General features: G+C 72.1%; 19 protein-coding genes. 10 read left to right on the plus strand and 9 right to left on the minus strand.

Features of this window, described 5'->3' with window-relative positions; genetic code table 11:
- Positions 1–4 precede the first annotated feature (4 nt).
- Positions 5–481: an RrF2 family transcriptional regulator gene (locus ACQP2Y_RS29740; RefSeq protein WP_433718406.1), complete on the plus strand. Its 477-nt coding sequence runs from the start codon at positions 5–7 to the stop codon at positions 479–481.
- A 23-nt stretch (positions 482–504) separates the two neighbouring features.
- On the opposite strand, the gene ACQP2Y_RS29745 is transcribed toward ACQP2Y_RS29740, so the two are convergent.
- On the minus strand, positions 505–681 hold the full coding sequence (locus ACQP2Y_RS29745) for a hypothetical protein (RefSeq protein WP_433718408.1): 177 nt from the start codon (positions 679–681) through the stop codon (positions 505–507).
- Between the two features lie 131 nt (positions 682–812).
- A complete protein-coding gene (locus tag ACQP2Y_RS29750) occupies positions 813–2,264 on the minus strand; it encodes a helix-turn-helix domain-containing protein (protein ID WP_433718410.1) in 1,452 nt (483 codons plus the stop codon).
- Positions 2,265–2,375: 111 nt separating this feature from the next.
- Here ACQP2Y_RS29750 and aceA point away from each other — a divergent pair, with 111 nt between their 5' ends.
- The 3 genes from aceA (at position 2,376) to ACQP2Y_RS29765 (ending at position 6,926) form a co-directional block, all read left to right on the plus strand.
- Positions 2,376–3,665: an isocitrate lyase gene (gene aceA / locus ACQP2Y_RS29755; RefSeq protein WP_433718412.1), complete on the plus strand. Its 1,290-nt coding sequence runs from the start codon at positions 2,376–2,378 to the stop codon at positions 3,663–3,665.
- A complete protein-coding gene (gene aceB, locus ACQP2Y_RS29760; protein WP_433718414.1) occupies positions 3,665–5,266 on the plus strand; it encodes a malate synthase A in 1,602 nt (533 codons plus the stop codon). Before aceA ends, aceB begins: the two co-directional genes overlap by 1 nt.
- A 181-nt stretch (positions 5,267–5,447) precedes the next feature.
- Positions 5,448–6,926 (plus strand): mannitol dehydrogenase family protein, encoded by a 1,479-nt coding sequence (locus tag ACQP2Y_RS29765; RefSeq protein ID WP_433718416.1) that lies wholly within the window; start codon positions 5,448–5,450, stop codon positions 6,924–6,926.
- Here the strand turns inward: ACQP2Y_RS29765 and ACQP2Y_RS29770 are convergent.
- Positions 6,880–8,064, minus strand: a complete 1,185-nt coding sequence (locus tag ACQP2Y_RS29770; protein WP_433718417.1) for an MFS transporter — start codon at positions 8,062–8,064, stop codon at positions 6,880–6,882. The genes ACQP2Y_RS29765 and ACQP2Y_RS29770 overlap by 47 nt on opposite strands.
- A gap of 82 nt (positions 8,065–8,146) precedes the next feature.
- On the opposite strand from ACQP2Y_RS29770, the gene ACQP2Y_RS29775 reads away from it, so the two are divergent.
- A complete protein-coding gene (locus tag ACQP2Y_RS29775) occupies positions 8,147–8,962 on the plus strand; it encodes a pectate lyase (protein ID WP_433718419.1) in 816 nt (271 codons plus the stop codon).
- A gap of 308 nt (positions 8,963–9,270) precedes the next feature.
- Positions 9,271–11,583 (plus strand): non-reducing end alpha-L-arabinofuranosidase family hydrolase, encoded by a 2,313-nt coding sequence (locus ACQP2Y_RS29780; RefSeq protein WP_433718420.1) that lies wholly within the window; start codon positions 9,271–9,273, stop codon positions 11,581–11,583.
- A 139-nt stretch (positions 11,584–11,722) separates the two neighbouring features.
- On the opposite strand, the gene ACQP2Y_RS29785 is transcribed toward ACQP2Y_RS29780, so the two are convergent.
- Both ACQP2Y_RS29785 and ACQP2Y_RS29790 read right to left on the minus strand, forming a co-directional pair.
- Positions 11,723–12,283, minus strand: coding sequence for a hypothetical protein (locus ACQP2Y_RS29785; RefSeq protein ID WP_433718422.1), 561 nt, complete (start codon positions 12,281–12,283; stop codon positions 11,723–11,725).
- Positions 12,284–12,293: 10 nt separating this feature from the next.
- Positions 12,294–14,537: a glycoside hydrolase family 9 protein gene (locus tag ACQP2Y_RS29790; protein ID WP_433718423.1), complete on the minus strand. Its 2,244-nt coding sequence runs from the start codon at positions 14,535–14,537 to the stop codon at positions 12,294–12,296.
- A gap of 351 nt (positions 14,538–14,888) precedes the next feature.
- Here ACQP2Y_RS29790 and ACQP2Y_RS29795 point away from each other — a divergent pair, with 351 nt between their 5' ends.
- Positions 14,889–15,452 carry an NUDIX domain-containing protein gene (locus ACQP2Y_RS29795; RefSeq protein WP_433718425.1) on the plus strand — a complete coding sequence of 188 codons (564 nt, stop codon included), beginning with the start codon at positions 14,889–14,891 and terminating at the stop codon, positions 15,450–15,452.
- A gap of 81 nt (positions 15,453–15,533) precedes the next feature.
- Positions 15,534–18,236, plus strand: coding sequence for an Hsp70 family protein (locus ACQP2Y_RS29800; RefSeq protein ID WP_433718427.1), 2,703 nt, complete (start codon positions 15,534–15,536; stop codon positions 18,234–18,236).
- On the opposite strand, the gene ACQP2Y_RS29805 is transcribed toward ACQP2Y_RS29800, so the two are convergent.
- A complete protein-coding gene (locus tag ACQP2Y_RS29805) occupies positions 18,218–18,793 on the minus strand; it encodes a GNAT family N-acetyltransferase (RefSeq protein WP_433718428.1) in 576 nt (191 codons plus the stop codon). The genes ACQP2Y_RS29800 and ACQP2Y_RS29805 overlap by 19 nt on opposite strands.
- 132 nt (positions 18,794–18,925) lie before the next feature.
- On the opposite strand from ACQP2Y_RS29805, the gene ACQP2Y_RS29810 reads away from it, so the two are divergent.
- Positions 18,926–19,723, plus strand: coding sequence for a hypothetical protein (locus ACQP2Y_RS29810; RefSeq protein WP_433718430.1), 798 nt, complete (start codon positions 18,926–18,928; stop codon positions 19,721–19,723).
- A 10-nt stretch (positions 19,724–19,733) separates the two neighbouring features.
- On the opposite strand, the gene ACQP2Y_RS29815 is transcribed toward ACQP2Y_RS29810, so the two are convergent.
- The gene (locus tag ACQP2Y_RS29815) at positions 19,734–20,123 is read right to left on the minus strand and encodes a YccF domain-containing protein (RefSeq protein ID WP_433718431.1); all 390 of its coding nucleotides are present in this window, start codon (positions 20,121–20,123) and stop codon (positions 19,734–19,736) included.
- A gap of 190 nt (positions 20,124–20,313) precedes the next feature.
- On the opposite strand from ACQP2Y_RS29815, the gene ACQP2Y_RS29820 reads away from it, so the two are divergent.
- Entirely contained in the window at positions 20,314–23,094 is a 2,781-nt protein-coding gene (locus ACQP2Y_RS29820; protein WP_433718433.1) for a BTAD domain-containing putative transcriptional regulator, read from the plus strand.
- 6 nt (positions 23,095–23,100) lie between these two features.
- Here ACQP2Y_RS29820 and ACQP2Y_RS29825 read toward each other — a convergent pair whose 3' ends face one another.
- A complete protein-coding gene (locus ACQP2Y_RS29825) occupies positions 23,101–24,525 on the minus strand; it encodes a dynamin family protein (RefSeq protein WP_433718435.1) in 1,425 nt (474 codons plus the stop codon).
- Positions 24,522–26,285, minus strand: coding sequence for a dynamin family protein (locus ACQP2Y_RS29830; protein WP_433718436.1), 1,764 nt, complete (start codon positions 26,283–26,285; stop codon positions 24,522–24,524). The genes ACQP2Y_RS29825 and ACQP2Y_RS29830 overlap by 4 nt, the downstream gene beginning before the upstream one ends.
- Positions 26,286–26,303: the final 18 nt, after the last annotated feature.

The following is a 26,303-nucleotide window of genomic DNA, read 5'->3' on the forward strand; positions in this document are numbered from 1 at the left end:
GACCATGCGGATGAGTCAGGGCGTCGAATGGGCCCTCCACACGTGCCTCAACCTGAGCTGGCTCGACACGCCGGTGCCGACCGGCACCCTCGCGGCGTTCTACGAGCTGCCACCGGCCTATCTGAACAAGCAGCTCCAGGCCCTGGTCCGGGCCGGGATCCTGACGTCGGTCTCCGGCCCGCGCGGCGGCTTCCGGCTGGCCCGGGACCCGGACGCGGTCTCGCTGCTGGACATCGTGGCCGCGATCGAGGGGCCGGAGGAGCTGTTCCGCTGCGACCAGATACTGCGCAAGGGCCCGGGCGTGCACACGGGCGTCGACTATCGGCAGTCGTGCACCCTGGCCCAGGCGATGCGCGGTGCCGAGCTGGCCTGGCGGCGGGAACTGGCCGGCCGGACCGTGGCCGACATCCGGGCCGACGTCGAGCGCCTGCACCCCGACTCCCCGGCGGACACCCGGGCCCGGATCGCCGAGCTGCGCTGAGCCACCCCCGCGGACTTCCGCGTCTACCGCAAACCGCTCGACCTGCCCTGACTGCGTCGCACCGTTCGCACCACAAGGACGATCGCGCCGATCACGAGCAGGGCGCCCAGCAGTTGCAGACCTGGGGAGTCGTCGGCTCCGCCGTACACGAATGCGGCGGCACCGAGCAGAACGGCGACGACGGCCAGAGCGTATTTCATGGGGTCTCCTTCCGGGGCGGCGAGTGCCGACGGTGCGATCTCATCACCGGCCCGGCCCGTCAGCGACCGCCCGGGTCGACTCCGCACAGGATCTCCACACAACGCACACGAATGCCGGACGGCGGCCGCCGTCACTGGGCGCGGCGCTGCAGGAACTCGTAGACGTCCTGGGCGTCGACGCCGGGGAAGGTGCCGGGCGGCAGGGCCGCCAGCAGGTGCGAGTGCACCCGGGCGCTGGGCCAGGCCTGACCGCCCCAGCGGTCCACCAGCTCCGTGGGCGGCCGGCGGCAGCAGGTCGGGTCCGGGCAGGTCGACACGGTACGGCGGGTGGTGTCACCGCCGCGGAACCAGCGGGCATGCTGGTACGGCGTCCCGACCGTCACCGAGAACTCGCCCGAGCGGGTCGACTCCACGTGCACCGTGCACCAGTACGTGCCCTTGCCGGTGTCGGTGAACTGGTAGAACGACGAGTACGGGTCCTCGGCCGCGAACACCGTGCGTGACGCCCATTTGCGACACACCGGCTGGCCCTCGATCGCGCCGGTCACGTCGGTCGGGAAGCGCACGTCGTCGTTCTCGTAGGCCTTGTAGACCGTGCCGCTCTCGTGCACCCGGGCGAAGTGCACCGGGATGCCGAAGTGGTGGGTGACCAGGTTGGTGAAGCGGTGCGCCGCGGTCTCGTAGGAGACCCCGAACGCGTCGCGGAAGTCGTCGATGGCCAGCGCCCGGTCGGCCTTGGCCTCGCCCAGGAAGTCGGTGGCGAACTTCTCCGGCATCAGCAGCGCCGCGGCGAAGTAGTTGACCTCGACCCGCTGGCGCAGGAAGTCGCCGTAGTCGGCCGGGTCGTTGTGGCCGAGCACGAAGTGCCCGAGCGTCTGCAGCACCACCGCGCGCGGGTCGTGGCCCTTGCCGCTGGCCACCTGCGGCAGATAGATCTTGTGGTTCTTCAGGTCGGTCACCGAGCGTGCGGAGCCGGGCAGGTCGTTCACGTAGTGCAACGAGAAGCCGAGGTGGGCGGCGATGTCGAGGATGCCGCGCTGGGACAGCGGGCCGGTCGTGTGCCGCACCGACTCCAGCACCTTGGCCGCGGCCTGCTCGATGTAGTCGAAGTAGTTGTCGCGCTCGCGCATCTCGACGCGCAGCTGCTGGTTGGCCCGGCGGGCCACCTCCGGGGTGGCGCTCTGCTCGGTGAGCAGCCGGGTCAGCTCGCGGTGCAGGCCGATCAGCGATTCCAGGGCGTCGGCGGGCAGCCGCCGGCCACCGCGGACGACCGGCAGGCCCAGTGCCGTGTAGGCCGGTTCCCGCTGAAAATGGGCCAGCTCGATCTCCAGCCCGGCGCGCCGGCTCGGCGCTTCCGGCCGGAGCAGCTCCTGCATCGGTACGCCCAGAGCACCCGCGATCGCCTGCAGCACGCTGAGCTTCGGCTCCCGTTTGCCGTTCTCGATCAGCGAGAGCTGCGAAGGAGCCCGGCCGACGGCGGCGCTGAGCTGGTCGAGGGTCATGCCCTTGGCCCGGCGCTGGTGCCGCAGCCGCTGCCCGAGGGTCACGAGGTCCACGGTCGCGTCGGTCGGTGAAGCCGTCATGGGTTTTGACGCTAACAGAATTTCTTCACTTCTTCTGCTCACAAATACCTTCAGGAGGGGTTGCGGCCTCGGCAACAGTGAAGTTCTGCCGTAACGGAAGGGCTTAACACCATGACTGATCAGCTGACCGAAGTCAGGGGCGGTACCGCCGCGGACCTCACTCGGGCGTGGGCCGGCGATCCCCGTTGGCTGGGCGTGACCCGCAGCTACACGGCGCACGACGTCGTCAAGCTGCGCGGCAGCGTCCAGGAACAGCACACCCTGGCCGAGCGGGGCGCCCGCCGGCTGTGGGACCTGCTGCACGACGAGGAGTACATCAACGCGCTCGGCGCCATGACCGGCGGCCAGGCCGTGCAGCAGGTGCGGGCCGGGCTCAAGGCCATCTACCTGTCCGGCTGGCAGGTCGCCGCCGACGCCAACCTGTCCGGGCACACGTACCCGGACCAGAGCCTCTACCCGGCGAACTCGGTGCCGGCGGTGGTGCGCCGGATCAACAACGCGCTGCTGCGGGCCGACCAGATCGACACCGCGGCGGGCAAGCACGACCGCGACTGGCTGGCGCCCATCGTCGCCGACGCCGAGGCCGGCTTTGGCGGGCCGCTGAACGCGTTCGAGCTGATGAAGGCCATGATCGCGGCGGGTGCGGCCGGCGTGCACTGGGAGGACCAGCTCGCCTCGGAGAAGAAGTGCGGCCACCTCGGCGGCAAGGTGCTCATCCCGACCGCCCAGCACATCCGCACGCTCAACGCGGCCCGGCTGGCCGCCGACGTGGCCGGGGTGCCCAGCCTGATCATCGCCCGCACCGACGCGCTGGCCGCCGACCTGCTCACCACCGACGTGGACGAGCGTGACAAGCCGTTCCTCACCGGCGAGCGGACAGCCGAGGGCTTCTTCCGGGTGCGCAGCGGTCCGGAGGCGGCCATCGCCCGCGGGGTCGCGTACGCCGACTACGCCGACCTGATCTGGTGCGAGACCGGCAAGCCCGACCTGGAGTTCGCCCGCTCGTTCGCCGAGGCCGTGCACAAGGTGCACCCGGACAAGATGCTGGCGTACAACTGCTCGCCGTCGTTCAACTGGAAGCGCAACCTGGACGACGCCACCATCGCCCGGTTCCAGAAGGAGCTCGGCGCGATGGGCTACAAGTTCCAGTTCGTCACGCTGGCCGGCTTCCACGCGCTGAACCACTCGATGTTCGAGCTGTCCCAGGGCTACGCCACCGAGGGCATGAGCGCGTACGTGCGGCTGCAGGAGGCCGAGTTCGCGGCCGAGGCCAACGGTTACACGGCGACCAAGCACCAGGCCGAGGTCGGGACCGGCTACTTCGACGCCGTCTCCACGGCGCTGAACCCCGACAGCTCCACCACCGCGCTGTCCGGCTCGACCGAAGCGGAGCAGTTCTGATGGAAGAAGTCACCGTCTCCCCCTCCGAGTACGACGAAGTCCTGACCCCCGAGGCGATCGAGTTCGTGGTGGCGCTGGACCGTGAGTTCGGCGCCCGCCGGGTCCAGCTGCTGGACCGCCGCCGGCGCCGCCGGGCCACGCGGACCACCGAGCTGGACTTCCTGGAGTCCACCCGGCAGATCCGCATCGACGACACCTGGACCGTGGCACCGCCGGCCGAGGACCTGATGGACCGCCGGGTGGAGATCACCGGGCCGCCGGAACGGAAGATGACGATCAACGCGCTGAACTCCGGCGCCAAGGTCTGGATGGCCGACTTCGAGGACGCCACCGCGCCGACCTGGGACAACGTCGTCTCAGGCCAGCGCAACCTGCGGGCCGCGCTGGACGGCACCCTGGACTTCACCGCACCGGACGGCCGCGAGTACAACATCGGCACCGAGCTGCCGACCATCATGGTCCGGCCCCGCGGCTGGCACCTGCCGGAGTGCCACGTGCGCATCGGCGGGCGGGCGGTCTCGGCGTCGCTGTTCGACTTCGGCCTGTACCTGTTCCACTGTGGGCGCAAGCAGATCGAGCGGGGCAGCGGCCCGTACTTCTACCTGCCCAAGCTGGAGAGCCACCTCGAGGCCCGGCTGTGGAACGACGTCTTCGTCTTCGCGCAGAACCTGCTGGGCATCCCCCGCGGCACGATCCGCGCGACGGTGCTGATCGAGACGATCACGGCGGCCTTCGAGATGGAGGAGATCCTGTACGAGCTGCGCGAGCACTCGGCGGGACTCAACGCCGGCCGCTGGGACTACCTGTTCAGCATGATCAAGAACCGGCCGGACGTGGTGCTGCCGGAGCGCTCGCAGGTGACGATGACGGCGCCGTTCATGCGGGCGTACACGGAATTGCTGGTCAAGACCTGTCACCGGCGCGGCGCCCACGCGATCGGCGGCATGGCCGCCGTCGTGCCCAGCCGGGACCCGGTGGCCGCCAAGCGGGCGCTCAACCAGGTCCGCCAGGACAAGCGGCGCGAGGTCGGCGACGGCTTCGACGGCTCCTGGGTGGCCCACCCGGGCCTGGTGCAGACCTGCCGGGAGGTCTTCGACCAGTGGCTCGGCTTCGAGCCGCACCAGATCGTGCGCAAGCGCGAGGACGTGCGGGTCACCGCCAAGGAACTGCTGGACGTCAAGTCCAGCGCCGTCACGGTCAGCGAGGTCGCGCTGCGCACCAACGTCAGCGTGGCGCTGCGGTACGTCGCGGCGTGGCTGGGCGGGCGCGGCGCGGTGGCGCTGGGCGGGCTGATGGAGGACGCGGCGACCGCGGAGATCTGCCGGACCCAGCTGTGGCAGTGGATCTCGACGGGCACCCCGACCGACTACGGCGTGCCGGTGACCGCGGGCCTGGTGACCCGGATGCTGCGCGAGGAGCTCGACGTGCTGGCCGAGACCGGGGCGCTGGACGAGGAGTCGGCCCGGTGCTTCGGTCAGGCCCGGACCCTGCTGACCGTGCTGCTCTCCGAGCGGACCTGCCCGGAGTTCTTCACTCTGCCCGCGTACCTGCGGCACATGACCGGTGGCAGCCTCAAGCCGGCAGCGGTTCTGCCGGTCTGACCGGGAGCATTGGGACGGCCCGGTGGCGATCCGCCACCGGGCCGTGCCCGTTTGTGCGGCGCGTGTGCCCGTGTTGACGGACGGTGAGAAAGCTGCTGCCGCGCCGGGCCCGGCAACGGGCCTCCCGGGATGCCATGCTGGGGCTCCGAGCCCGTCAGAGCAGCGCTGGGAGGACATGCCGATGCTGCCCCTCAATGCCCAGAACTTGTCGTCCCTGCCCGCCGAGCTGCCGGTCCCGTCCTACGACCGCGGCGCGCTGCGGACCGGGATCGTGCACTTCGGCGTCGGTGGCTTCCACCGGGCGCACGAGGCGATGTACCTCGACCGGCTGATGGGCGCGGGCCGGGCGCTGGACTGGGCGATCTGCGGGGTGGGCGTGATGCCGGCCGACCGGCGCATGGCCGAGGTGATGCACGCCCAGGACGGCCTCTACACGCTGGTCGTCAAGGCGCCGGACGGCACCCTGGAAGCCCGGGTCGTCGGCTCGATCAAGGAGTACCTGTTCGCGCCGGACGACCCCGAGGCCGTCATCGAGAAGATGGCCGGGCCCGAGGTGCGCATCGTCTCGCTGACCATCACCGAGGGCGGCTACAACTTCAACGCCGTCACCGGCGACTTCGTTGCCGACAACCCGGACGTGCGGCACGACCTGACGCCCGGCAACCCGCCGCGCACCACCTTCGGGCTGATCACCGCGGCGCTGGCCCGGCGGCGTGAGCGCGGGGTGCCGCCGTTCACGATCATGAGTTGCGACAACATCCAGGGCAACGGGCACGCCGCCCGGCGCAGCTTCGTCGCCTTCGCGACCCTGCTGGACCCGGAGCTGGGCGAGTGGGTGCAGCAGCACGTCGCCTTCCCCAACAGCATGGTCGACCGGATCACCCCGGTGACCACGGACGACGACCGCGCGGAGGTCCGCAAGCGGTTCGGCGTGGACGACGCCTGGCCGGTGGTGTGCGAGCCGTTCACCCAGTGGGCCCTGGAGGACGCGTTCCCGCTGGGCCGGCCCCCGTTCGAGGACGCCGGCGTGCAGGTGGTCGCCGACGTCGAGCCGTACGAGCTGATGAAGTTGCGCCTGCTCAACGCCAGCCACCAGGCGCTCTGCTACTTCGGCTACCTGGCCGGCTACCGGCTCGTGCACGACGTCGCCCAGGATCGGCTGTTCGCCGACTTCCTGCTGGCGTACATGGACCGCGAGGCCACGCCGACCCTGGAGCCGGTGCCCGGCATCGACCTGGACGAGTACAAGCACCAGCTCATCGACCGTTTCTCCAACGACCAGGTACGCGACACCGTGGCCCGGCTCTGCGCGGAGAGCTCCGACCGCATCCCCAAGTGGCTGCTGCCGGTGATCCGGCACAACCTCGAGACCGGCGGCGAGATCCTGCGATCCACCGCCGTGGTGGCCAGCTGGGCCCGGTACGCCGAGGGCGTCGACGAGCAGGGCAACCCGATCGAGGTGGTGGACCGGCTCAAGGACACCCTGACCGCGGCGGCCCAGCGCCAGAGTGCGGACCCGCTGGCCTTCATCGCCGACCGGGACCTGTTCGGGGACCTGATCGACAACGAGCGGTTCGTCTCGGCGTACCGGTCGGTGTTGTCCTCGCTGCACCTCAAGGGAGCGCGGGCGACACTCGAGGAGCTGGCCGGCGCCTCCTGAGCAGCGCGGCGCCGAGCCCGCCGGCCAGCAGCTGGCTGGCCGCGACGGCGAGCAGCAGGACGGTCGTGCCGTGGCCGGTGGCCAGTCCCGCGAGGGCGACCCCGGCCGCGGCGGCGGTCACCTTGAGCCCGGCCCCGATGGTGAAGACCTGGGTCCGCGCCTCCGGTGGCGCCTCCCGGTCCCGGACGACCAGCAGGGACGCGAACAGCGGCCCGTTGATCAGGCCCGCGACCACGAACAGAGCCAGGGTCGGCCAGCGCCCTGCGGCCAGCGGCAGCACCGCGAACGGCACGCTCATGGCGACCAGCCCGGCCAGCATGAGCCGCTCGGGCCGCAGCCGGCGCACCGGCAGCCGGGCGTAGGCCAGCGAGCTGACCAGGTTGCCGGCCGCGAACGCGGACAGCGTCAGGCCGGTCATCGCCGGATCGTGCAGGCCCGCGGCGAGCAGCGCGGCGACGATCGGCAGCGCGCCGAAGCCGAGCTGACTGACGGTGCTGGCCGCGGTGACAGCGGCCAGCGGAGGCTCCTGCCACAGTGCCTTGAGCGCCTGCCCCCGCCGTCGCGGGGTGCTCGGCCGGGTCCGGTCCGGCACCGGCAGCGACACCACGATGGCCGCGGCGAGCGCGCACGAGACCGCGAGTACGGCCACCGCCCACAGTGCCCCCGCCCAGCCCGCGACGACCGCGGCCAGGGCCGGGCCGACGATGCCGGCCAGGCTGTAGGAGGTCGCGTCGAGACCGAACGCCCGCGGCAGCCGATCGCCGGCGAGCTCGCCGAGCAGACTGGACAGACCGCCGATCAGCAGCGGCGCGCAGCAGCCGGCCAGTATCGCCGCCACAAACGCCGCGGCCGGGGCCGGCTCGGCCAGCAGCGCCGCACCGGTGAAGCCGGCCGCGAAGCCGAGCAGCCCGCCGACGTAGAGCGGCCGGCGCCGGCGGACAGCGTCGGCGAGTGCCCCCACCAGCGGCGCCGCCAGCACATGCGGCACCATCAGCGCGCCGATCAGCAGGCCGCCGAACGCCGCGCCCCGCCCGACTGCGAGCACATGCAGCAGCAGCGCCACGCGGCTGCCCTCGTCGGCGAGCCGCGCCAGGGCGGCCGCGGTCGTGTATCGGGTGAGGACGCCGGGCGCAGCCATGTCCTCGGCCTACCCGCGGAACCGGCGAAGAAATCTTGCGACGCACGGCAACCTCCCGGGTGCCCCCGGCCACTGGACGGGTATGGAAACGTCCTCCCCCACATCTCCAGAGAGTTCCCCCGGCCGGTTCCGGCGCTGGCGGGGCACTGCCATCGCGGCCGTCCTGGCCTGCGGTCTCGGCGTCACCGCGGTCGCCTTCACCCAGAACGCCTCGGCCGCCACGGCCTGGCCGTCCGCCAAGGGCCTGGTCAAGGTCAGCGCGACGACCAACGTCTCGGGCACCTTCGACGGCGGCCTCAAGCGGTACTTCGGCATCGGCGACGGCGGCCAGGGCGAGAGCCAGGACCCGATGTTCAAACTGGCCGACGGCGCCACCCTCAAGAACGTCATCATCGGCGCCCCGGCCGGTGACGGCGTGCACTGCAGCGGCTCGTGCACCCTGGTCAACGTCTGGTGGGAGGACGTCGGCGAGGACGCCGCCACGTTCAAGGGCGGCACCTCGGCCCGCTACACCGTTGACGGCGGCGGCGCCCGCTCGGCCTCGGACAAGGTCTTCCAGCACAACGGCGGCGGCACGCTGACCGTCCGCAACTTCCAGGTCAGCGACTTCGGCAAGCTCTACCGCTCGTGCGGCAACTGCAAGACGCAGTACAAGCGGACCGTGGTGCTGCAGAACATCACCGCCAGCGCGCCGGGCAAGTCGCTGGCCGGCATCAACACCAACTTCGGGGACACGGCGACGTTCTCCGGCATCACGATCGTCGGGGACAGCAAGAAGAAGCTCGCGATCTGCGACCGCTTCACCGGCAACAACACCGGCGCCGAGCCGCCGAAGACCGGTTCCGGAGCGGACGGCAAGAACTGTTTCTTCAGCGCCTCGGACATCACCTACAAGTAACCGCCACCGCACCGGATCAGCCGGGTCGGCGCCTCCCCGCGCCGACCCGGCCCCTGGCTTTTCGCAGCCGTCTGCCGCATTATCGGCAGACGGCCTTTTTCGTGCCGTCAGCACCGCCCCGACCTGCGGATATGACCTTTGCTTTTCCTTAAATGTGTTTCGCCGGAAGCCGTTTCGAAGTCGCCGTTCAACCATTCTTTTCGGTCCGATAAATGGCTCACCGGTTGATATTCGGCGATTGGCGTGGCAGCATTCCGACCGCGCGATCATCCCTTTTCTTCGCGCCATCCCTTCCCGAGAGGTACGTTATGACTGCGTCTGTTCATCCACCCGCCCATCGTCGAGCCCCGCGACGGCGGATCGTGCTGGTGGCCGCAGGCATCGCCGGCCTGGTCGCCGCCGGGCTGAGCGTCGTCTACACCCAGTCCGCCGACGCGGCCACGACGCTGGGCGCCTCAGCCGCCCAGAAGGGCCGCTACTTCGGTGCGGCGATCGCGGCCGGCCGGCTGGGTGACTCGACCTACACCCGGATCCTGAACAGCGAGTTCAACGCGGTCACGCCCGAGAACGAGATGAAGTGGGACGCCACCGAGCCCTCGCAGGGCCGGTTCACGTACACCAACGGCGACCGCATCCTCAACCAGGGCATCTCGATGGGCGCCAAGGTGCGCGGCCACGCTCTGCTCTGGCACGCTCAGCAGCCCGGCTGGGCCCAGTCGCTGTCGGGCACCGCGCTGCGCAACGCCGCGATCAACCACGTCACGCAGGTCGCCACCCACTACAAGGGCAAGATCTACGCCTGGGACGTGGTCAACGAGGCCTTTGCCGACGGCGGCAGCGGCGCCCGGCGCGACTCGAACCTGCAGCGCACCGGCAACGACTGGATCGAGGCGGCCTTCCGTGCCGCCCGCGCGGCGGACCCGGCCGCGAAGCTCTGCTACAACGACTACAACACCGACGGCGTCAACGCGAAGTCGACCGGCATCTACACCATGGTCCGTGACTTCAAGTCCCGCGGCGTGCCGATCGACTGCGTCGGTTTCCAGTCCCACCTGGGCACCGGCATCGACTCCACGTACCAGGCGAACCTGCAGCGTTTCGCCGACCTCGGCGTCGACGTGCAGATCACTGAGCTGGACATCGCGCAGGGCGGCAACCAGGCCAACATCTACGCCACCGTCACCAAGGCCTGCCTCGCGGTGGCCCGGTGCACCGGCATCACCGCCTGGGGCATCCGCGACAGCGACTCGTGGCGTCCGGGTGAGAACCCGCTGCTGTTCGACGGCTCCGGCAACAAGAAGGCCGCCTACACCTCGGTGCTGAACGCCCTCAACGCCGGCGGCACGACGACCCCGACGACCTCCCCGACCACTCCGCCGGCCACCGGATCGGGCAGCTGCACCGCGACGCTGACCCCCGGCACCGCCTGGGGCGACCGCTACAACTCCACGGTCACCGTGACCGGAGCCAGCGATTGGAGTGTCGTGGTCACCTTCACGGCGCCGCAGAAGGTCTCCTCTGTCTGGAGCGGCACCGCGACCTGGGACGCCAGCGGCACCGTCATGACGGTGAAGGCCAACGGCTCCGGCAACGCGTTCGGCTTCACCACCATGTTCAACGGCAACACCACCGCCCGTCCCCGGATCACCTCGTGCAACGGCTCCGGCGGCGGCACCACCACCTCGCCGACCACGCCCACCACGACCCCGGCCGCCTGCGCGCTGCCCTCGTCGTACCGGTGGAACTCGACCGGCTCGCTGGCCAACCCGAAGTCGGGCTGGGTGTCGCTCAAGGACTTCACCACCGCGCCCTACAACGGCAAGCAGCTCGTCTACGCCACCACCCACGACACCGGCACCTCGTGGGGCTCGATGAACTTCGGCCTGGTCAACAACTTCTCCGAGCTCGGCTCGGCCGCCCAGAACAAGATGAACGCCGGGACCGTCGCGCCGTCGCTGTTCTACTTCGCGCCGAAGAACATCTGGGTGCTGGCCCACCAGTGGGGCCCGACCGCGTTCTCCTACCGCACGTCGACCGACCCCGCCAACGCCAACAGCTGGTCGGCGGCCCAGCCGCTGTTCACCGGTTCGATCAGCGGCTCCGACACCGGACCGATCGACCAGACCCTGATCGGTGACGGCACGAACATGTACCTGTTCTTCGCCGGCGACAACGGCAAGATCTACCGGGCCAGCATGCCGATCGGCAACTTCCCCGGCAACTTCGGCTCGACCTCGACCGTGGTCATGAGCGACACGAAGAACAACCTGTTCGAAGCACCCCAGGTCTACAAGCTCCAGGGCCAGAACCAGTACCTGATGATCGTCGAAGCCATCGGCGCGAACGGCCGCTACTTCCGGTCCTTCACGGCCAGCAGCCTGAACGGCTCGTGGACGCCGCAGGCCGCGACGGAGAGCAACCCGTTCGCGGGCAAGGCCAACAGCGGGGCGACGTGGACCAACGACATCAGCCACGGTGAGCTGATCCGCACCAACGCCGACCAGACGATGACGGTCGACCCGTGCAACCTGCAGCTGCTCTACCAGGGCCGCTCGCCGAGCTCCGGCGGCGACTACGGGCTGCTGCCGTACCGGCCGGCGCTGCTGACGCTGCGACGCTGACCAGAAGAGACGCCATCGGCGGGTCCGGCGTCTGTGCCGGGCCCGCCGTGGCGTTTCCCGCCCGCCGTGGCCGGGGTATCCGTCAGGCGTGGGCACGGACGAACCGTGGCGGTTCCTGGAGCAGCACCCGGTCTGATGGTCAGTCCGGCGACTGGCGGTGGCGGCCCGCGACGCGGCGGGTCGGCAGGCGGCGTCCCTCGGCGAACTTCTCGATCAGGTGCAGGTCGGCCGGTTGCAGGCCCCGGTTGGCCCGCGGGGCGATCAGCAGCGCCCGACCGCCCGCAGTCAGCTCGTCACGCGCCGGACCGGGCGCGGGCAGTGCCTCGTCGTCGGTCCAGATGAGCCGGCGGCCCTCGGCCAGCACCTCCCAGGCCGCCGCCAGCTTCAGCGGCCAGCACTGCGCGCCGCGGGGCATCGGGTCGGCGTCCAGGGCCCGCACCAGCGCGGGCAGGTGCCACAAGTCCTCCAGGCGTTCCGCCTCCGGGCACCAGGTCGTGCACCAGCGGACCTCGACCCGGCCGTCGGTGTGCAGCGCCCGGATCCGGTCCACCAGCAGCGGGGACCAGCGCAACACGTACGACGTGTTGTCCGCCCCCGACCACACCAGCGACTTGCGCGGTGCGGCGCCCCAGCCGGGCTTGATCGTGTTGATGACGCCGTCGACGTCGAGAAGCCACACGGGCTTCTCGACGTCGATCACGCCATGGAGTCTAGTTCTGGTCCGCGATGTAGGACGCGACCCAGGCCAGCGGTGCGTTCCAGTTGATGGTCAGCTCGTTCGTCGACCAGGACTGGATGTCGTCGATGTAGCAGAACTGGCCCACGCAGCCGGTCAGCTTGCTCTGGGCGTACGGGTCCTGGATCGAGGAGTTGGGCCCGCCGGCCAGGGTGCCCCGCGGCGGGTTGGGCAGGGCCGGGTCGAGCTGGTGGGCGTACCAGCGGCTGTGCTGGTTGTGCGAGCTGATCTCGCCGTAGCCGGTCACGTAGGACTGGTTGAGGGCGTTGCGGCCGAAGATGTAGTCCATGCCCTCGTAGACCGCGTTGCGGAACTTGTCGCGGCCGGTGATGTCGTAGGCGGAGGCCACCACGACCAGATTGTTGAGGATGGTGCTGTTCGAGCCCCAGTCCCACATGTTGTTCGCCGGGGCGTACGCGACGCCGTACGGGTGAGCATTCTGGATCTTGAGGTACTTCTCCGCGCCGGCGACGACCGAGGCGCGGACCTTGTTGCGGCCGGGCAGCTTGTTCGGCAGCAGGGCCAGGTCCATGCGGCCGGCCGCGGCCGTGCTGGCCCAGTCGAAGGCGCCGCTGCCGAAGATGTCGGCGGTGTGGACCGGTGAGGCGAGGATGTCGCGGGCGTACTTCTTCTCGCCTGTGGTGATGTAGAGCTCGGCGGCGGCCCAGTAGAAGTCGTCGTCGACCTTGGTGTCGTTGTAGGCGCCGCCGCCGACCCCGTCGGACTCCGGAGCGAGCCGGTCCGGGTTGGCGAGCGCGGCGGTGTAGGCGGCGCGAGCGGCGGCCAGGGCCTTGGCGGCGAACGCCTTGTCGTAGCGGCGGTAGATGCGGGCGGCCTGGGCGGCGGTGGCAGCCAGGTTCAGCGTCGCCGCGGTCGAGACCGGGTGCAGTTCACGCTGCTGGGGGTCGAGGTGCGGCAGCAGCGGCAGCCCGGTCCAGTTGGCATCGTGGATCTTGTGGTGCACCATGCCGGCGAGCGGCTGCCCGGCCGGCGCCTGCATCTTGAGCATGAACTCCAGCTCCCAGCGGGCCTCGTCGAGCAGGTCCGGGACCTTGTTGCCGCTCTCCGGGATGGCCAGCGTGCCGTCGCCCAGCTTGCGCGGCTCGGCGGTGCGCTCGTACTGGTTGAGCAGCTGCCAGGTGGAGATGCCGCCGTTGACGACGTACTTGCCGTGGTCGCCGGCGTCGTACCAGCCGCCGGTCACGTCCAGCTTGTAGTCGCAGACACCGGCCTGGCAGGGCACCGAGCCGTCGCCCAGATTCGGCGGGACGTCGACGTGGCCGGCCGGGCGAGCGTACCCGGGCCGCAAGTCCTCGCGGATTTCGATGCCGCTGCGCTGGGTGTAGTAGAACTTCAGCGCGTCGGCGCGCAGCTGCTCGTAGACGGCGGCGTCGATGTCGAACGGCCGGCTGGTCTCACCGTCGGCGACCAGCGTGTAGCCGGTGCCGCGCTTGTGGTAGCGGCTGAAGTCGATCGTCTGCACGTTCTGCCCGGACGACACGTCGACCCCGCGCGGCACGGTGGTGCCCCGCGCGACGGTGGCGCCGGCCGCGTTCTTCAGCTGCCAGGGCAGCTTGGTGGTGGCCGCGGTGACCAGCGTGGCCTTCTTCGGCCCGCGCGGCAGGTAGGCGACCTGGTTGACCCGCACCCGCGGCCCGGTGTCGGGCACGTAGACCTCCGGCGGCACGCCGCCGACCAGCGAGACGTCGTCCAGGCAGAGCCGCCAGGGGTCGGCGCTGCCGCCGACCTGGAGCGCGACCTGCGCCTGGGCGGTGGTCACGGCCGAGGTGAAGGTGTACGAGTACGTGTCGCCCGAGACGGTCAACGCCGGCGACGCCTCGAAGTACGTGTCGTACGGCGAGACTGCCAGCCCCACGATCGCCCGGGCGACATGCCCATCGGGATCGCCGCTGGCTGTGAACGAGTACCGGTAGGTCTCGCCCGCGACGAGATCGATGTCGTTCTGACCGACGGCGACGTCCCACCGGTTGCTGGTGCCGCCCGGCACGTCCATACAGGCCTTGCCGTCGGTCAGGGTCAGCGGCCCGGGATTGCCCCACCATGGGTCGATGCCGGTGGTGAAGCCGCCGTTGACGACCTGCTCGACCTCGTCGGCGGCAGCGGCCGGACCGGCCGGTACGGCGGTGAGGCCGGCCACGAGCAGGACGGCGGCGCCGAGGGTTCGGATCACAAAAGGTCTCCTTGGGAGCGCTTCCATCAGTCAGTTCAGATATGTTGATCCCCTGGGTAACGAACTGTCAACAAGGCTGAAACGTTCAGTAATTCAGCTGCGTGACCTGGGCGCTCTCGGCACGATGTCCGCTGTGCTGATCCGTGCGTATGACGACAGTGACTGGCCCGCCCTCTGCCGCATCCACGACGCCGCACGCCTCGACGAACTGCGCGACTCAGCCGGCCTCGACACCTTCCTGACTCTGGAACGAGGGCTTCGTCGTGCGAGAAACCCGGACCGGCCCGCTGGCCGGCAACGAACGCTTCACCGCGACCGGCCACATCATGCAACGCCGGCCCGGCTGAGCACTCGCCGCCGGTTGCCACGATCGACGGGATGGAACAGACGAGCACCCGCGTGGTGTACCGCAATCCCTGGATGACCGTCCGCGAGGACACGATCCGCCGTCCGGACGGCACCCCCGGCGTCTACGGCGTCGTTGAGAAGCCGGACTTCGCCCTGGTACTCCCCCGCTGGGAAGGCGGCTTCTGGCTGGTCGAGCAGTACCGCTACCCGGTCGGCCGGCGGGCCTGGGAATTCCCGCAGGGCAGCTGGGGGCGCGGCGCCCACGGCACCTCCGCTGAGCTGGCCCGCAGCGAGCTCGCCGAGGAGACCGGCCTGCGGGCCACCGAGCTGATCCACCTCGGTCACCTGTACGAGGCCTACGGCTTCTCGACCCAGGGTTTCGACGTGTACCTCGCGACCGGGCTGACGCCCGGTGAGCCGGACCGCGAGCCCGGCGAACAGGACATGGTGCACCGCCGCTTCACCGACCAAGAGGTGGACCGCGCGATCCGCACCGGACTCGTCGTGGACGCGCCTTCGCTGGCGGCACTGACGCTCTACCGCCTCGCCGTACCCCGTACGGATGACTGGCCCGGCCCGTCCGCGGCGGGGTGAGCTGCGGAGAACCACCCGCGACACCGCCCGTCCGGCGGTGCCGGGGCTGGCGCGTTGCCCCTAAGGTCTCTAGCTGTGGCGATGCAGTACGGCTTGGGGATCGATCTCGGTACGACCCAGACGGCGGCGGCGGTCCGCGTCGACGGGCGCACCGAGGTGGTCCGGCTGGGCGGGCGCCGGGCCGAGATCCCGTCGCTGGTGTTCGTGCGCCCCGACGGCGGCCTGCTGATCGGTGAGGCCGCCGAGCGCCGCGGTCAGGCCGAGCCGGCCCGGCTGGCCCGCGAGTTCAAGCGCCGCATCGGCGACCCGGTGCCGATCCTGGCCGGTGGCGTGCCGTTCTCGGCGCACGCGCTGACCGCCAAGCTGCTGCGGCACGTGCTGGACACGGTCATCCGGCTGCAGGACGGGCCGCCCGCGGTGCTGACCGTGACGCACCCGGCGAACTGGGGACCGTACAAACGGGAGCAGCTGGACCAGGCGTTGCGGCTGGCCGACACCGGGCCGGCGCTGCTGCGCACCGAGCCGGAGGCCGCGGCGCTCCAGCACGCGACCGCCCGCCGGATCGGTCCGGGCGAGACAGTGGCCGTGTACGACCTGGGTGGCGGCACCTTCGACGCGGCGGTGCTGCGCCGTGAGGGTGAGGGCTTCCAGGTGCTCGGCGAGCCCGAGGGCATCGAGCAGCTCGGCGGCGCGGACTTCGACGAGGCGGTCTTCGGGCACGTCCTGGGGGTGCTCGGCGACCGGGTCGAGGGCCTGGACCCGAACGAGCCCGACGTGGTCACCGCCCTGGCCCGGTTGCGCCGCGACTGCGTGGAGGCCAAGGAGGCGCTGTCCTTCGACACCGAGGTGATGATCCCGGTGGCGCTGCCCGGCGTGCACACCCGGGTCCGGCTGAACCGCTCCGAACTGGAATCGATGATCGCCCCGGCGCTGGCCGACACGGTCGCGGCGATGCACCGGGCGCTGCGCGCGGCCCGGGTGGCGCCGGCCGAGCTGGACGCGGTGCTGCTGGCCGGCGGGTCGTCCCGGATCCCGCTGATCGGGCAGCTGCTGGCGACGGCGTTCGACCGGCCGGTGGTGGCCGACCCGCATCCGGAGCACAGCATCGCGATGGGCGCGGCGGTGGCTACGGCGTTGGTCACCGGCGGGGTGTCGCCTTTCGACGACGCGGTGGCGCCGGCGCCGGTCGCCGTGGCCGGTCCGGAGCCGGTCACGCCCGTCGCCGCCGACGCGACGGCGGCCGGGCAGGACCCGGAAGCCGGGAACGACGCCCTGCTCGAAGCGCCGGCTTCCGCGGGGTTCCCGCAGGACCCGTGGTCGGCCGCACCCCACGACGCCGAATCTACGCACGCCACGCCGGGCAACGGCACCGCACCGCACGACAACGCCGGCGCACCGACGCACGCCGCGGCGGCCAAAGGCACGGCCACGCACGACGCCGGCGCATCGACGCACGCGGCGACAGGCATCAACACTGGGCCGCACGACGACGCCGGATCCACGCAGCTCCTGCCGGGCAGCGGCCACGGCAACGGCAACGGGAACAGCAACGGGAACGGGGCACAGGTCGCGCCCGGGGGCGCAGCAGCCACCCGGATCATGCCCGGCGATGCGGTGCAGGCCGACAGGCCGGTCAGCGGCGGGACGGCGCCCGGCCCGGTGGCCTACTCGCGCGGCGCTGCCTCCGTACCCTCGAACCGGCAGCCTTCCGCGGCCGCGACCCGCACGTTCCCGCAGCCGGCGAGCCCCGCCCCGCCGCCGCCGGTGCACTACCCGCCGGCACCGACCGGCGGCGACCGGCGGCCGGCCAAGCGCAACGGCAAGCTGCTGGTCCTGGTCGGCGCCCTCACCCTCGCGATGATCGCCGGGACCACGGTCCTGGTCGCCCTGGTCCGGCGCGGTGACAAGGACCGGGACACGGCCGCGCCGCCGACCGCCTCCCCGTCGGTCAGTGCGCCGCTGATCTTCCCCACCGCCGGGATGTTGGTCCAGGTCGACGCGGGCGGTGACCAGCGGCCCGAGCTCAAGTCCAGCGCCTACCTGCTCACCCCCGGCAAGCCCGGCCGCACGGCTGTCGCGGACACCGGCGGCGACGGGCTGCCCGAGTGGTCCCGCAACCGCAAGAAGATCGCAGTGATCCGGTACGGGGCGGACGGCAGCAACGCGATCTGGGTGATGGCCGCCGACGGCAGCAAACCGCAGAAGGTCGTGGAGAACGCCACCGGTGGCCGGGTGTCCTGGAATCCCGACGGCAGCAAACTGGCGTTCCTGCGCGAGGTCGACGGCAGCCCGCAGATCTTCACCATCAAGATCGGTGACTCGAAGCCGACCCAGCTGACCTGGGCGGACGGCATGAAGGACGATCCGGCCTGGTCGCCCGGCGGCGGGGCGATCGCCTACTGGAAGCTGGTGCAGGGTGAGCGGCAGATCTTCATCCTGAATGCCAACGATCCGGAGGAGCCCGGCCTGCAGGTGACCGAGGGCGACAGTGGCCCCGGTGTGGACCCGAACTGGTCACCGGACGGGATGCGGATCGCCTACACCCGTGACCCGGGCGACGCGGGGGACATCTGGACGATCAGTCCCGACGGCAAGAACCCGAAGCAGCTGACCAAGCACGAGGACCGGGAGATGGATCCGTCCTGGGCGCCGGACGGCAGCTGGCTGGCCTTCACCCGCGGGCCGGTCAACCAGCCGAAGATCGTGGTCGCCAAGGCGGACGGCTCCGCGGAGCAGGTCCTCACCGAAGGGGACGCCCGCGAGGGTCATCCCTGCTGGTCCTGACCCTTCCAGTCGTCGGCCAGGATCGCCATGACCGTGGCGTCCACCCAGCCCTGCGGCGTGCGCAACGCGTCCCGCAGGACCCCTTCGGCGACAAAACCCACCTTCTCGTACGCGCGGCGGGCGCGCGGGTTGAACGCGTACACCTCGAGGGCGATGCGGTGCAGGCCGAGCTGCTCCAGGCCGTACCCGACGAGCAGCCGGGCCGCCTCGGTGCCCAGCCCCCGGTCCCGCCCCTGGGGTCCGAACATGGTCCGGAAGTTGCAGCTGCGGTTGGGCGGGTCCCACTCGTTGAGGACGACCTCACCGACCCAGGCTCCGGTGGCCCGCTCCTCCACGGCGAGGTCGAGACGGTCGGGGCGGTCGGCGCGGGTGCCGTACCACTCGCGCAGCCGCTGCTCGGCGGCCTCGTCCCAGACGATCGGCTGGCTGCCGGTGAGCCGGACGACCTCGGGATCGCGCAGCGCGTCCCGGACGGCCGGGAAGTCACCGGCCCGGAACGGGCGCAGCACGACGCGGGGGCCGACGAGGGTGGGCTTGACGGAGAAATCGGCGGCCATCGGGCGATGATCGACGAACCGCCCCGCCCGGGCAAGCACATTCGCCCGATAAGGACAGTCGAAAGTCGCACCCGGCGACCGATCGATCACGAGAGGTAGCCCGCGGGGTGTGCCGGTGACTATCCTCACCCGATGCTCGACGCCGAGGCACGCCTGTTGCTCGCCCCCCATCTGGCAGTCTTCCGCAGCGTGACCGGCGCCCTCGACGCCGATCAGCGGCGGCTCGAGCAGACCACGGCCGAGCTGGCCGGCCGGCCTGCTCCCGGCCGGTTCGGCGGTTCGCTCGGTAAGCACATAGCCACGGTCAAACGGATCCGGGAGCTACGGCGCAGCCAGCAGGAGCTGACCGTCCGCATCGACCAGCAGCAGGCCCGGGCGGAGCATCTGGCCGAGCAGATCGACGGTCTGGTCGAGCCCGCCCTGCGGCTCAACGACGGCCTCTATCAGCGGCTGGTCGTGGTGACGCTGCTCTTCACCCAGGCGCTGGGACATTGCGAGGAGGCCGGCCGGCACCTCGGCGCGGCCGTCGGGGCGGCGGGCACGGTGATGCGGGCCGTGATGGGCAAGACCATGGGGTCCGCCGACCAGTTCCGGTCGGAGTGGTCGGCCCGCGACTATGACAACCACATCCGCGACGCGGCTGCGGGCCTGCGGGCCCTGCCGGGCCAGATCTCGTACGCCGAACGCAGAGTGGCCGAGCTGACCGGGATCACCGTGCCGCCCGCCCGGACGCCGGATCTCGCCTTGCTGGACGAGGTGCCGCGGACCCTGGCGAGTGCCGGGGCGCGGTTGCGGCTGGCGGAGAGTCGCGTCCCGCTCGGCGCCCTGCAACGGCAGCTGCGGGCCACCACTGAGGTGATCGAGCAGCGGCGCCAGCTGGCCGACAAGAAGCGGCATGCCGCGCTGCGGGCCGCCTACAGCCGCCTCTGACCCTCGCGGCTCAGCCGGCGGCTTCGTCGAGGTCGACGACCTCTCGGCCCAGCGGCCAGAACGCCGCCGGGACCAGTTTGAAGTTGGCGATGCCGAACGGGATGCCGATGATCGTGACGCACTGGGCGACGCCCGCCACCACGTGACCCAGCGCCAGCCACCAGCCGGCGATGACGACCCACAGCACGTTCGCCACGCCCGAGGCGACGCCCGCGGAGGGCCGGGTGACCAGCGTACGGCCGAACGGCCACAGCGAGTACGACGCCAGCCGCAGCGACGCGACCCCGAACGGGATGGTCACCACGAGAGCGAAGCAGAGCAGCGCGGCCAGCCCGTAGCCCAGAGCCAGGACGAAGCCGCTGCCGAAGATGAACCAGAGGACGTTCAGGATGAAGCGCACCTGATCAGCATGACGCGGGCGCGCCACTGGCCCGTCCTCGCGGGCGCGGACCCGGCCATTCGGCGCCCCCGAATCGGCGGGATGCCGATCACCGAAGGGCCGCGTCCGACGCTCGGAGGCGATGGCGGTGACCTCCGATGAGGACAGTGCCAGACGGCGCTTGCGGGATTCTTGTGGTTCGATCGACGGCTTGGGCTACGAGAGGTCGGGCGTGGGGGATTTCCGGTTGCTGGGTCCGGTCGAGGTGTGGAACGGCGCCGAGCGCGTCGACGTCGGGCACCCGCGGCAGCGGACCGTGCTGGCGGCTCTGCTCGCCGACGCCGGCCGGTCCGTGCCGGTCGCCACGCTCATCGACCGGGTCTGGGGCCAGGCCCCGCCACGGTCCGCGCGGCAGTCGCTGCACGCGCACCTCACCCGGGTCCGGCAGGTCGTGCAGCGCGCCGGTGTGCCGGGCTCTCTGGTGCTCACGTCGGACTCGTACCGCCTCGAGGTCGACCCGGCCACCGTGGACGTGCACCGGCTGGGCGAGCTGACTGCCCAGGCCCTGCGACCCGAGCACACCGCCGAGCAGCGGGTGGCCCTGCTGCGGCAGGGCATGGCGCTGTGGCGCGGCGAGCCCCTGGCGGGCCTCGGCGGGGAGTGGGTCGCGCAGACCCGGCAGCTCTGGCGCCGGCGGTACGCGGACACCGCCGTGGCCTGGGCCCGGGCCGAGCTGGCAGTCGACAACCCGGGCGAGGTCATCCGGGTCCTCGCTGACCTGGCCGCCCAGTTCCCGCTGCACGAGTCGCTGGCCGCGGTGCTGATGCGGGCCCTGGTGGCGGCGGGACGCCCGGCCGAGGCGCTGGCCCACTACGCGGCCGTCCGCCGCTATCTGATCGAGGAGCTCGGCGTCGAGCCGGGCGCGGACCTGCAGGACGTGCACCGCTCGGTGCTGCGCGGGGAGGCATCAGGTGGCGTCCGCTCCGGCCCGGCGCAGCTGCCCGCGGACATCGCCGGCTTCGCGGGCCGGACCGCACATCTGGCACAGCTGGACGCCCTGCACGACCGGGAGTCAGCGCGGGCCGTGGTGGTGTCCGGGATGGCCGGCGTCGGCAAGACCGCCCTCGCCGTGCACTGGGCGCACACCGTGGCACCGCGGTTCCCCGACGGCCAGCTGTACGTGAACCTGCGCGGCTTCGACCAGGACGAGGCGGTCCTGGCCCCGGCCGACGCGGTCCGCGGTTTCCTGGACGCGCTCGGGGTGCCGGCCGACCGGCTGCCTCCGGGCCGCGACGCCCAGCTCGGCCGCTACCGCACCCTGCTCGCGGACCGGCGGGTGCTGGTGGTGCTGGACAACGCCCGCGACGCCGAGCAGGTCCGTCCGCTGCTGCCGGCCGCCCCGGGCTCGCTGGCCCTGGTGACCAGCCGGCACCAGCTCACCGGCCTGCTGGCCACCGCCGACGCCCAGGCGCTGCCGCTGGACATCCTCACCGACGACGAGGCCCGGGAGCTGCTGGTCCGCCGGCTCGGCCGGGACCGGGTGGACGCCGAGCCGGCCGCGGCCGAGGAGATCGTCGCCGCTTGCGCGGGCCTGCCGCTGGCGCTGGCGATCACCGCCGCCCGGGCCCGGCAGTCGCGTTTCCCGCTGGCCGCGCTGGCCGCCGAGCTGGCCGAGGAGGGCCACCGGCTGGACGCGCTGGACACCGGGGACGTGGCCGGCCGGGTGCGGTCGGTGTTCTCCTGGTCGTACGACGCGCTGAGTGCCCCGGCGCAGCGGGTGTTCCGGCTGTTCTCCCTGCATCCGGGGCCGAGCGCGGCGACCGCGGCGGTGGCGAGCCTGACCGGGCTGCCGCCGTCCGACACCCGGCGGCTGCTGGGCGAGCTGACCCGGGCCAGCCTGCTGACCGAGCAGCTCCCGGGCCGGTACGTGAGCCACGACCTGCTGCGGTCGTACGCCGCCGGCCTCACCGCTGATCTTGATCCGGCCGCCGATCGGGACGCCGCTGTGCGCCGGCTTCTCGACCATTACCTGCACACCGCGTACGCCGCCGACCGGCTGCTCGATCCGGCCCGGGGTGCCATCGAGCTGCCCCTGGCTCCCCCGGCGGCCGACGCCCGTCCGGAGCAGCTCGTCGACCGGCAGGCTGCGACGGCCTGGCTGGCCACCGAGCACCCGGTGCTGCTGGCCACTGTCACGTACACCGCCGAGACCGGGCATGACGCGTACACCTGGCAGTTGACCTGGTCGTTGAGCACCTATCTGGACCGGCAGGGCGACTGGGCCGGGCGGGCCGCCGCCTGGCAGACGGCGCTGCGGGCCGCCGAGCGGCTCGGCGACCGCACCGCCCAGGCGCGGGCGCACACCAGCATCGCCCGCACCCACACGCTGCGCGGCAGCTACGCCGACAGCATCGCCTCCCTGCAACAGGCTCTCGACCTGTACACCGCGATCGGTCACCGGATCGGTCAGGCGCACACCCACCGCAACTTCGCCCACCTCTGGGGCCATCAGGGCCGTTACGACGCCGCGGTGGACCACGCCCGGCGGGCCCTCGCGCTGTACCGCGACGCGGCCGACGAGCGCGGCCAGGCCGACGCGCTGAACCAGGTCGGTTGGTACCACGCGATGCTGGGCGAGCACGACAAGGCGCTGGAGTGCTGCCGGCAGTCGCTGGCGCTGCACGAGCGGCTCGGCAACCGGGCCGGACAGGCGCACGTCTGGGACAGCCTCGGCTACGCCCACCACCACCTGGGCCGCCACGACGAGGCGATCGAGTGTTACGGCCACGCCCTGCGCCTCGCCCGTGACCTCGGCGACCGGTACAACCAGACGCAGGCCCTCACCCACCTCGGCGACGCGGAACTGGCGGCCGGGCGCGTCCCGCGGGCCGAGCGGGCCTGGACCGAAGCCCTCGCCATCCTGACCGAGCTGGGCCACCCCGACGCCGAGGCCGTCCGCCGCAAGCTCGCCGCCCTGCCGTCCGAGGGGTGACGAGGGTCAGGCGACGCCGGCCAGCAGGCCCTCGCAGCTGCGGGTGACCGCGCGGGCCGCGGTGCGCAGCTCCCGGGCGGAGAACGGGTGCTCGGCCAGCGTCTGCCAGCGGGCCAGGGCCTCCCGGGCCGCCGCGGCGATCTGCTCCGGCGACGCGTCGGCCGGCAGGCCCAGCCGCAGGTACGCGGCCCCGCCCGCCCCGCCGAGCAGCAGATCCATCTCGGCCAGCTGCGCCTGCGTGCCCGGCAGCCGGCCCGAGCGCAGCAGGTGCAGCAGCCGCAGCTCGACGAACTCGTGGGCGCTGGCCCGGATCCGCTCGGCCTGCGCCGCCAGCGCCGAGCCGGGGTCGATGAACTCGTCCAGCACGGCCAGCGCGGACCGAGCCTTGAGCACCTCGCTGCGCCCGACGAACTGGGCCGCGAAGACCTCCCGCAGCCGGTCGATGCCGCTGTGCGCGGTCAGCGCGGCGGCCAGGTCAGCCGAGTCGTGCACCTTCTGCTCGCGGATGAGCCGCACCGACAGCCGCACGCCGAACAGCCCCAGCCGGCCCAGCGCCTCCCGCCGCCCGGGTGCCGAGCCGCCGAAGCGGTCGGCGGTCAGCAGCAGCTCCACCACGTCGGCCATCGGCAGCGCCGCCACCGCGGCCAGGGTGCGGAACTCGTCCTCGCGCAGGGTCGCCCCGGCCGCGCCGAGCAGGCCGGCCACCGGCACGACGACGGGGCAGAGCCGGCGCAACCGGTCGTCGGCGGCGTAGCGGGCGGCGACCCGGGCGGCCGCCTCCATCGCGTCCAGCCGGGCGCCACCGATCTCGTCGGCCCGCGAGAGCACCCCGACGGTGTTGACCGGGGTGCCGCTGGCCAGGTCGTCGCCGTGGAAGGACTCCAGGAAGCGGACGTCGTCGGCGTGCATGTGGCGCAGCAGGTAGATGACCGCGTCGGTCTGCGCGGGGCGGTCGGCCTCGGCGTCGAGGAACGCGGTGGTCCGCAGGGACACGTCGGTGGACAGCGACGCGATGCCGGGCGTGTCGATCAGGGTGTGCCGGCGCAGCCGGGCGCTGGGGACGCGTACCTCGAGGTGGTCGATCTGCTCGGCGGGCCGGTCGAGGGTGATCCGGACCGCGCCGGCGACCCGGTGGAACGGCAACGGCCGGGTGCTGCCGTCCCGCAGGTGGGCCGTGACCGCGTACGTCGGGCCGTCGGCGTACCAGGTGACGATGCGGGTGCACTCCCCCGCGTCGGTGGGCGCCAGGCCCTCACCGACCAGCGCGTTGAGCAGGGTGGACTTGCCCGCCTTGACCTTGCCCGCGATGGCCACCCGCAGCGGCTCGCCCAGCCGGCGCCGGGCGTCGCCGATCGCCGCCCGCACGGCCGGGTCACCCGTCTCGGCCAGCGCCCGGTCCAGCAGCGCCTGCACCTCCGCCAGCAGAGTCATGCCAGCTTGTCCAGTTCCGCGCGCTGGGCGGCGAGCTGCCGGGCCCGCGCCGCACGCTGGTCCGCCGGCAGCGCGGCCATCTCGCGGACCGCGGACGCCGCCTCGGCCGTCGAGCGTTCCACGGCGGCGGCCCGGGCGGTGAACTCGTCGCGCAGCAGCCGCTGGGTGCGCCGGACCGCCTCGCGGGAGTCGCGGCCCACGTGGAAGGAGACGTCGTCGACGTAGCGGCGCAGCTCGGTGCGGGCCTGCTGGCGGCGCTGCTGGATCTGCCGCTCGCGTTCCTGCTTGACCAGCCGGCGGCCCAGGGTGAGCCCGGCGATCAGGCCGATCGGGGCGGCGATGAACACGTTGAACATCGCGCCGATGGCACCGAGCATGTAGAAGCCGCCGTAGGTGATCCGGGCGGCGGTGAACGCGCCGAGGAACTGCTGCATGCCGGAGCGGTGGAAGTCCACGTCGAGGCCGCCCACCTTGCCCAGCCCCTGCTCCGGGGAGGGCAGGTCCAGGTCGAGGCCCTCGTACTCCAGGTCGAAGCGGGCGGCCACCTCCTGGGCGAGCTGGTCGCTGCGCTGGGCCAGCAGCATCAGGTTGTCCACCGCGGCCGCGGACGCCTCGCGGGCGGCCCAGGCCTGGAACTCCTGCCAGGTGTCGCGCGGGTCGGACTCGTTGAGCAGCTCCTCCCCGGAGCGCAGCATGGTCCGCAGGCGTTCGCGCAGGTCGTGGTCGACGTCGGCGGTGAGGTCCTGGATGCCGTCGCCGAGCACGGTCTGCCAGGAGCCCAGGCTGCGGGTGCGGCGCTGCTTTTCGGCGTACCGCTGGACCAGCGTCTCCGCCGCCGCGGGTGAGCTCGCCGCGGCCTGCTCGGCCACCACCCGCTCGCGCAGCTGGGCCACGACGAACGCCAGCTCGGCGCGCGCGCCCGAGCGGGCCCCCGCCCGGGCCGCGTCGAGCACGTCCCGGCGCAGCAGCTCGACCAGCAACGGATAACCGGACTCGGTGTTGAGTTCGGTGCTGTCGCGGGCCTGGGCGCGCAGCCGCAGGAACGACGAGACGGCCACCACCGGCACGTCGAGACCGGCGGCGGCGAGGTGCCCGGCGTCGAGCTCGACGATGCGCCGCCACTCGCCGTACAGGTCGGTCTTGGTGACGACGCAGTAGGCGGCCGGGCAGCGCTCCAGCACCCGGCGCAGGAAGTCGACCTCGGCGGCGGTCAGCTCCTGGGACGCGTCGGTGACGAACAGCGCCGCGGCGGCCCCGGTCAGCGCGCCGAGGGTCAGGTTGCCGTGCGCGGAGTCGAGGCCGCCGACGCCCGGCGTGTCGACGAAGGACAGCCCGGCACCGAGCAGCCGGCGGTCGAGGCGGACCTCCACACTGCGCGGCGCCCGCGCCCCGGCCGCCGGAGCCGCGCCGGTGACATGCCCGCTGAGCTGGTCGAACGGCACGGCGACGGAGTCCACCGAGCCGTCCTCGGCGGGCACGTGCAGGGTGACCGAGGGCTCGGTGCCGTAGCGCAGGACGGTCGGCACCGCGGTGACGACGTCGGGGTCCACCGGGCACACGTCGGTGCGCAGCAGGGCGTTGACCAGCGTGCTCTTGCCCTGCTTGAACTCGCCCACCACCGCCACGGTGACGTCGCCGCGTTGCAGCTGAGCGGTCGCGCGGTCCAGCCGTTCGGCGAGGTCGGGCCGGTCGTGGGCAACGGCCAGGCGGCGTGCGCCGGCCAGCTCGGCGAGCAGGTCCGTGGCCAACGACTCCCTCACTCATCTCGACGCAGCCCT

It is taken from the genome of Actinoplanes sp. CA-051413, assembly GCF_050955795.1.
GTDB lineage: Bacteria > Actinomycetota > Actinomycetes > Mycobacteriales > Micromonosporaceae > Actinoplanes.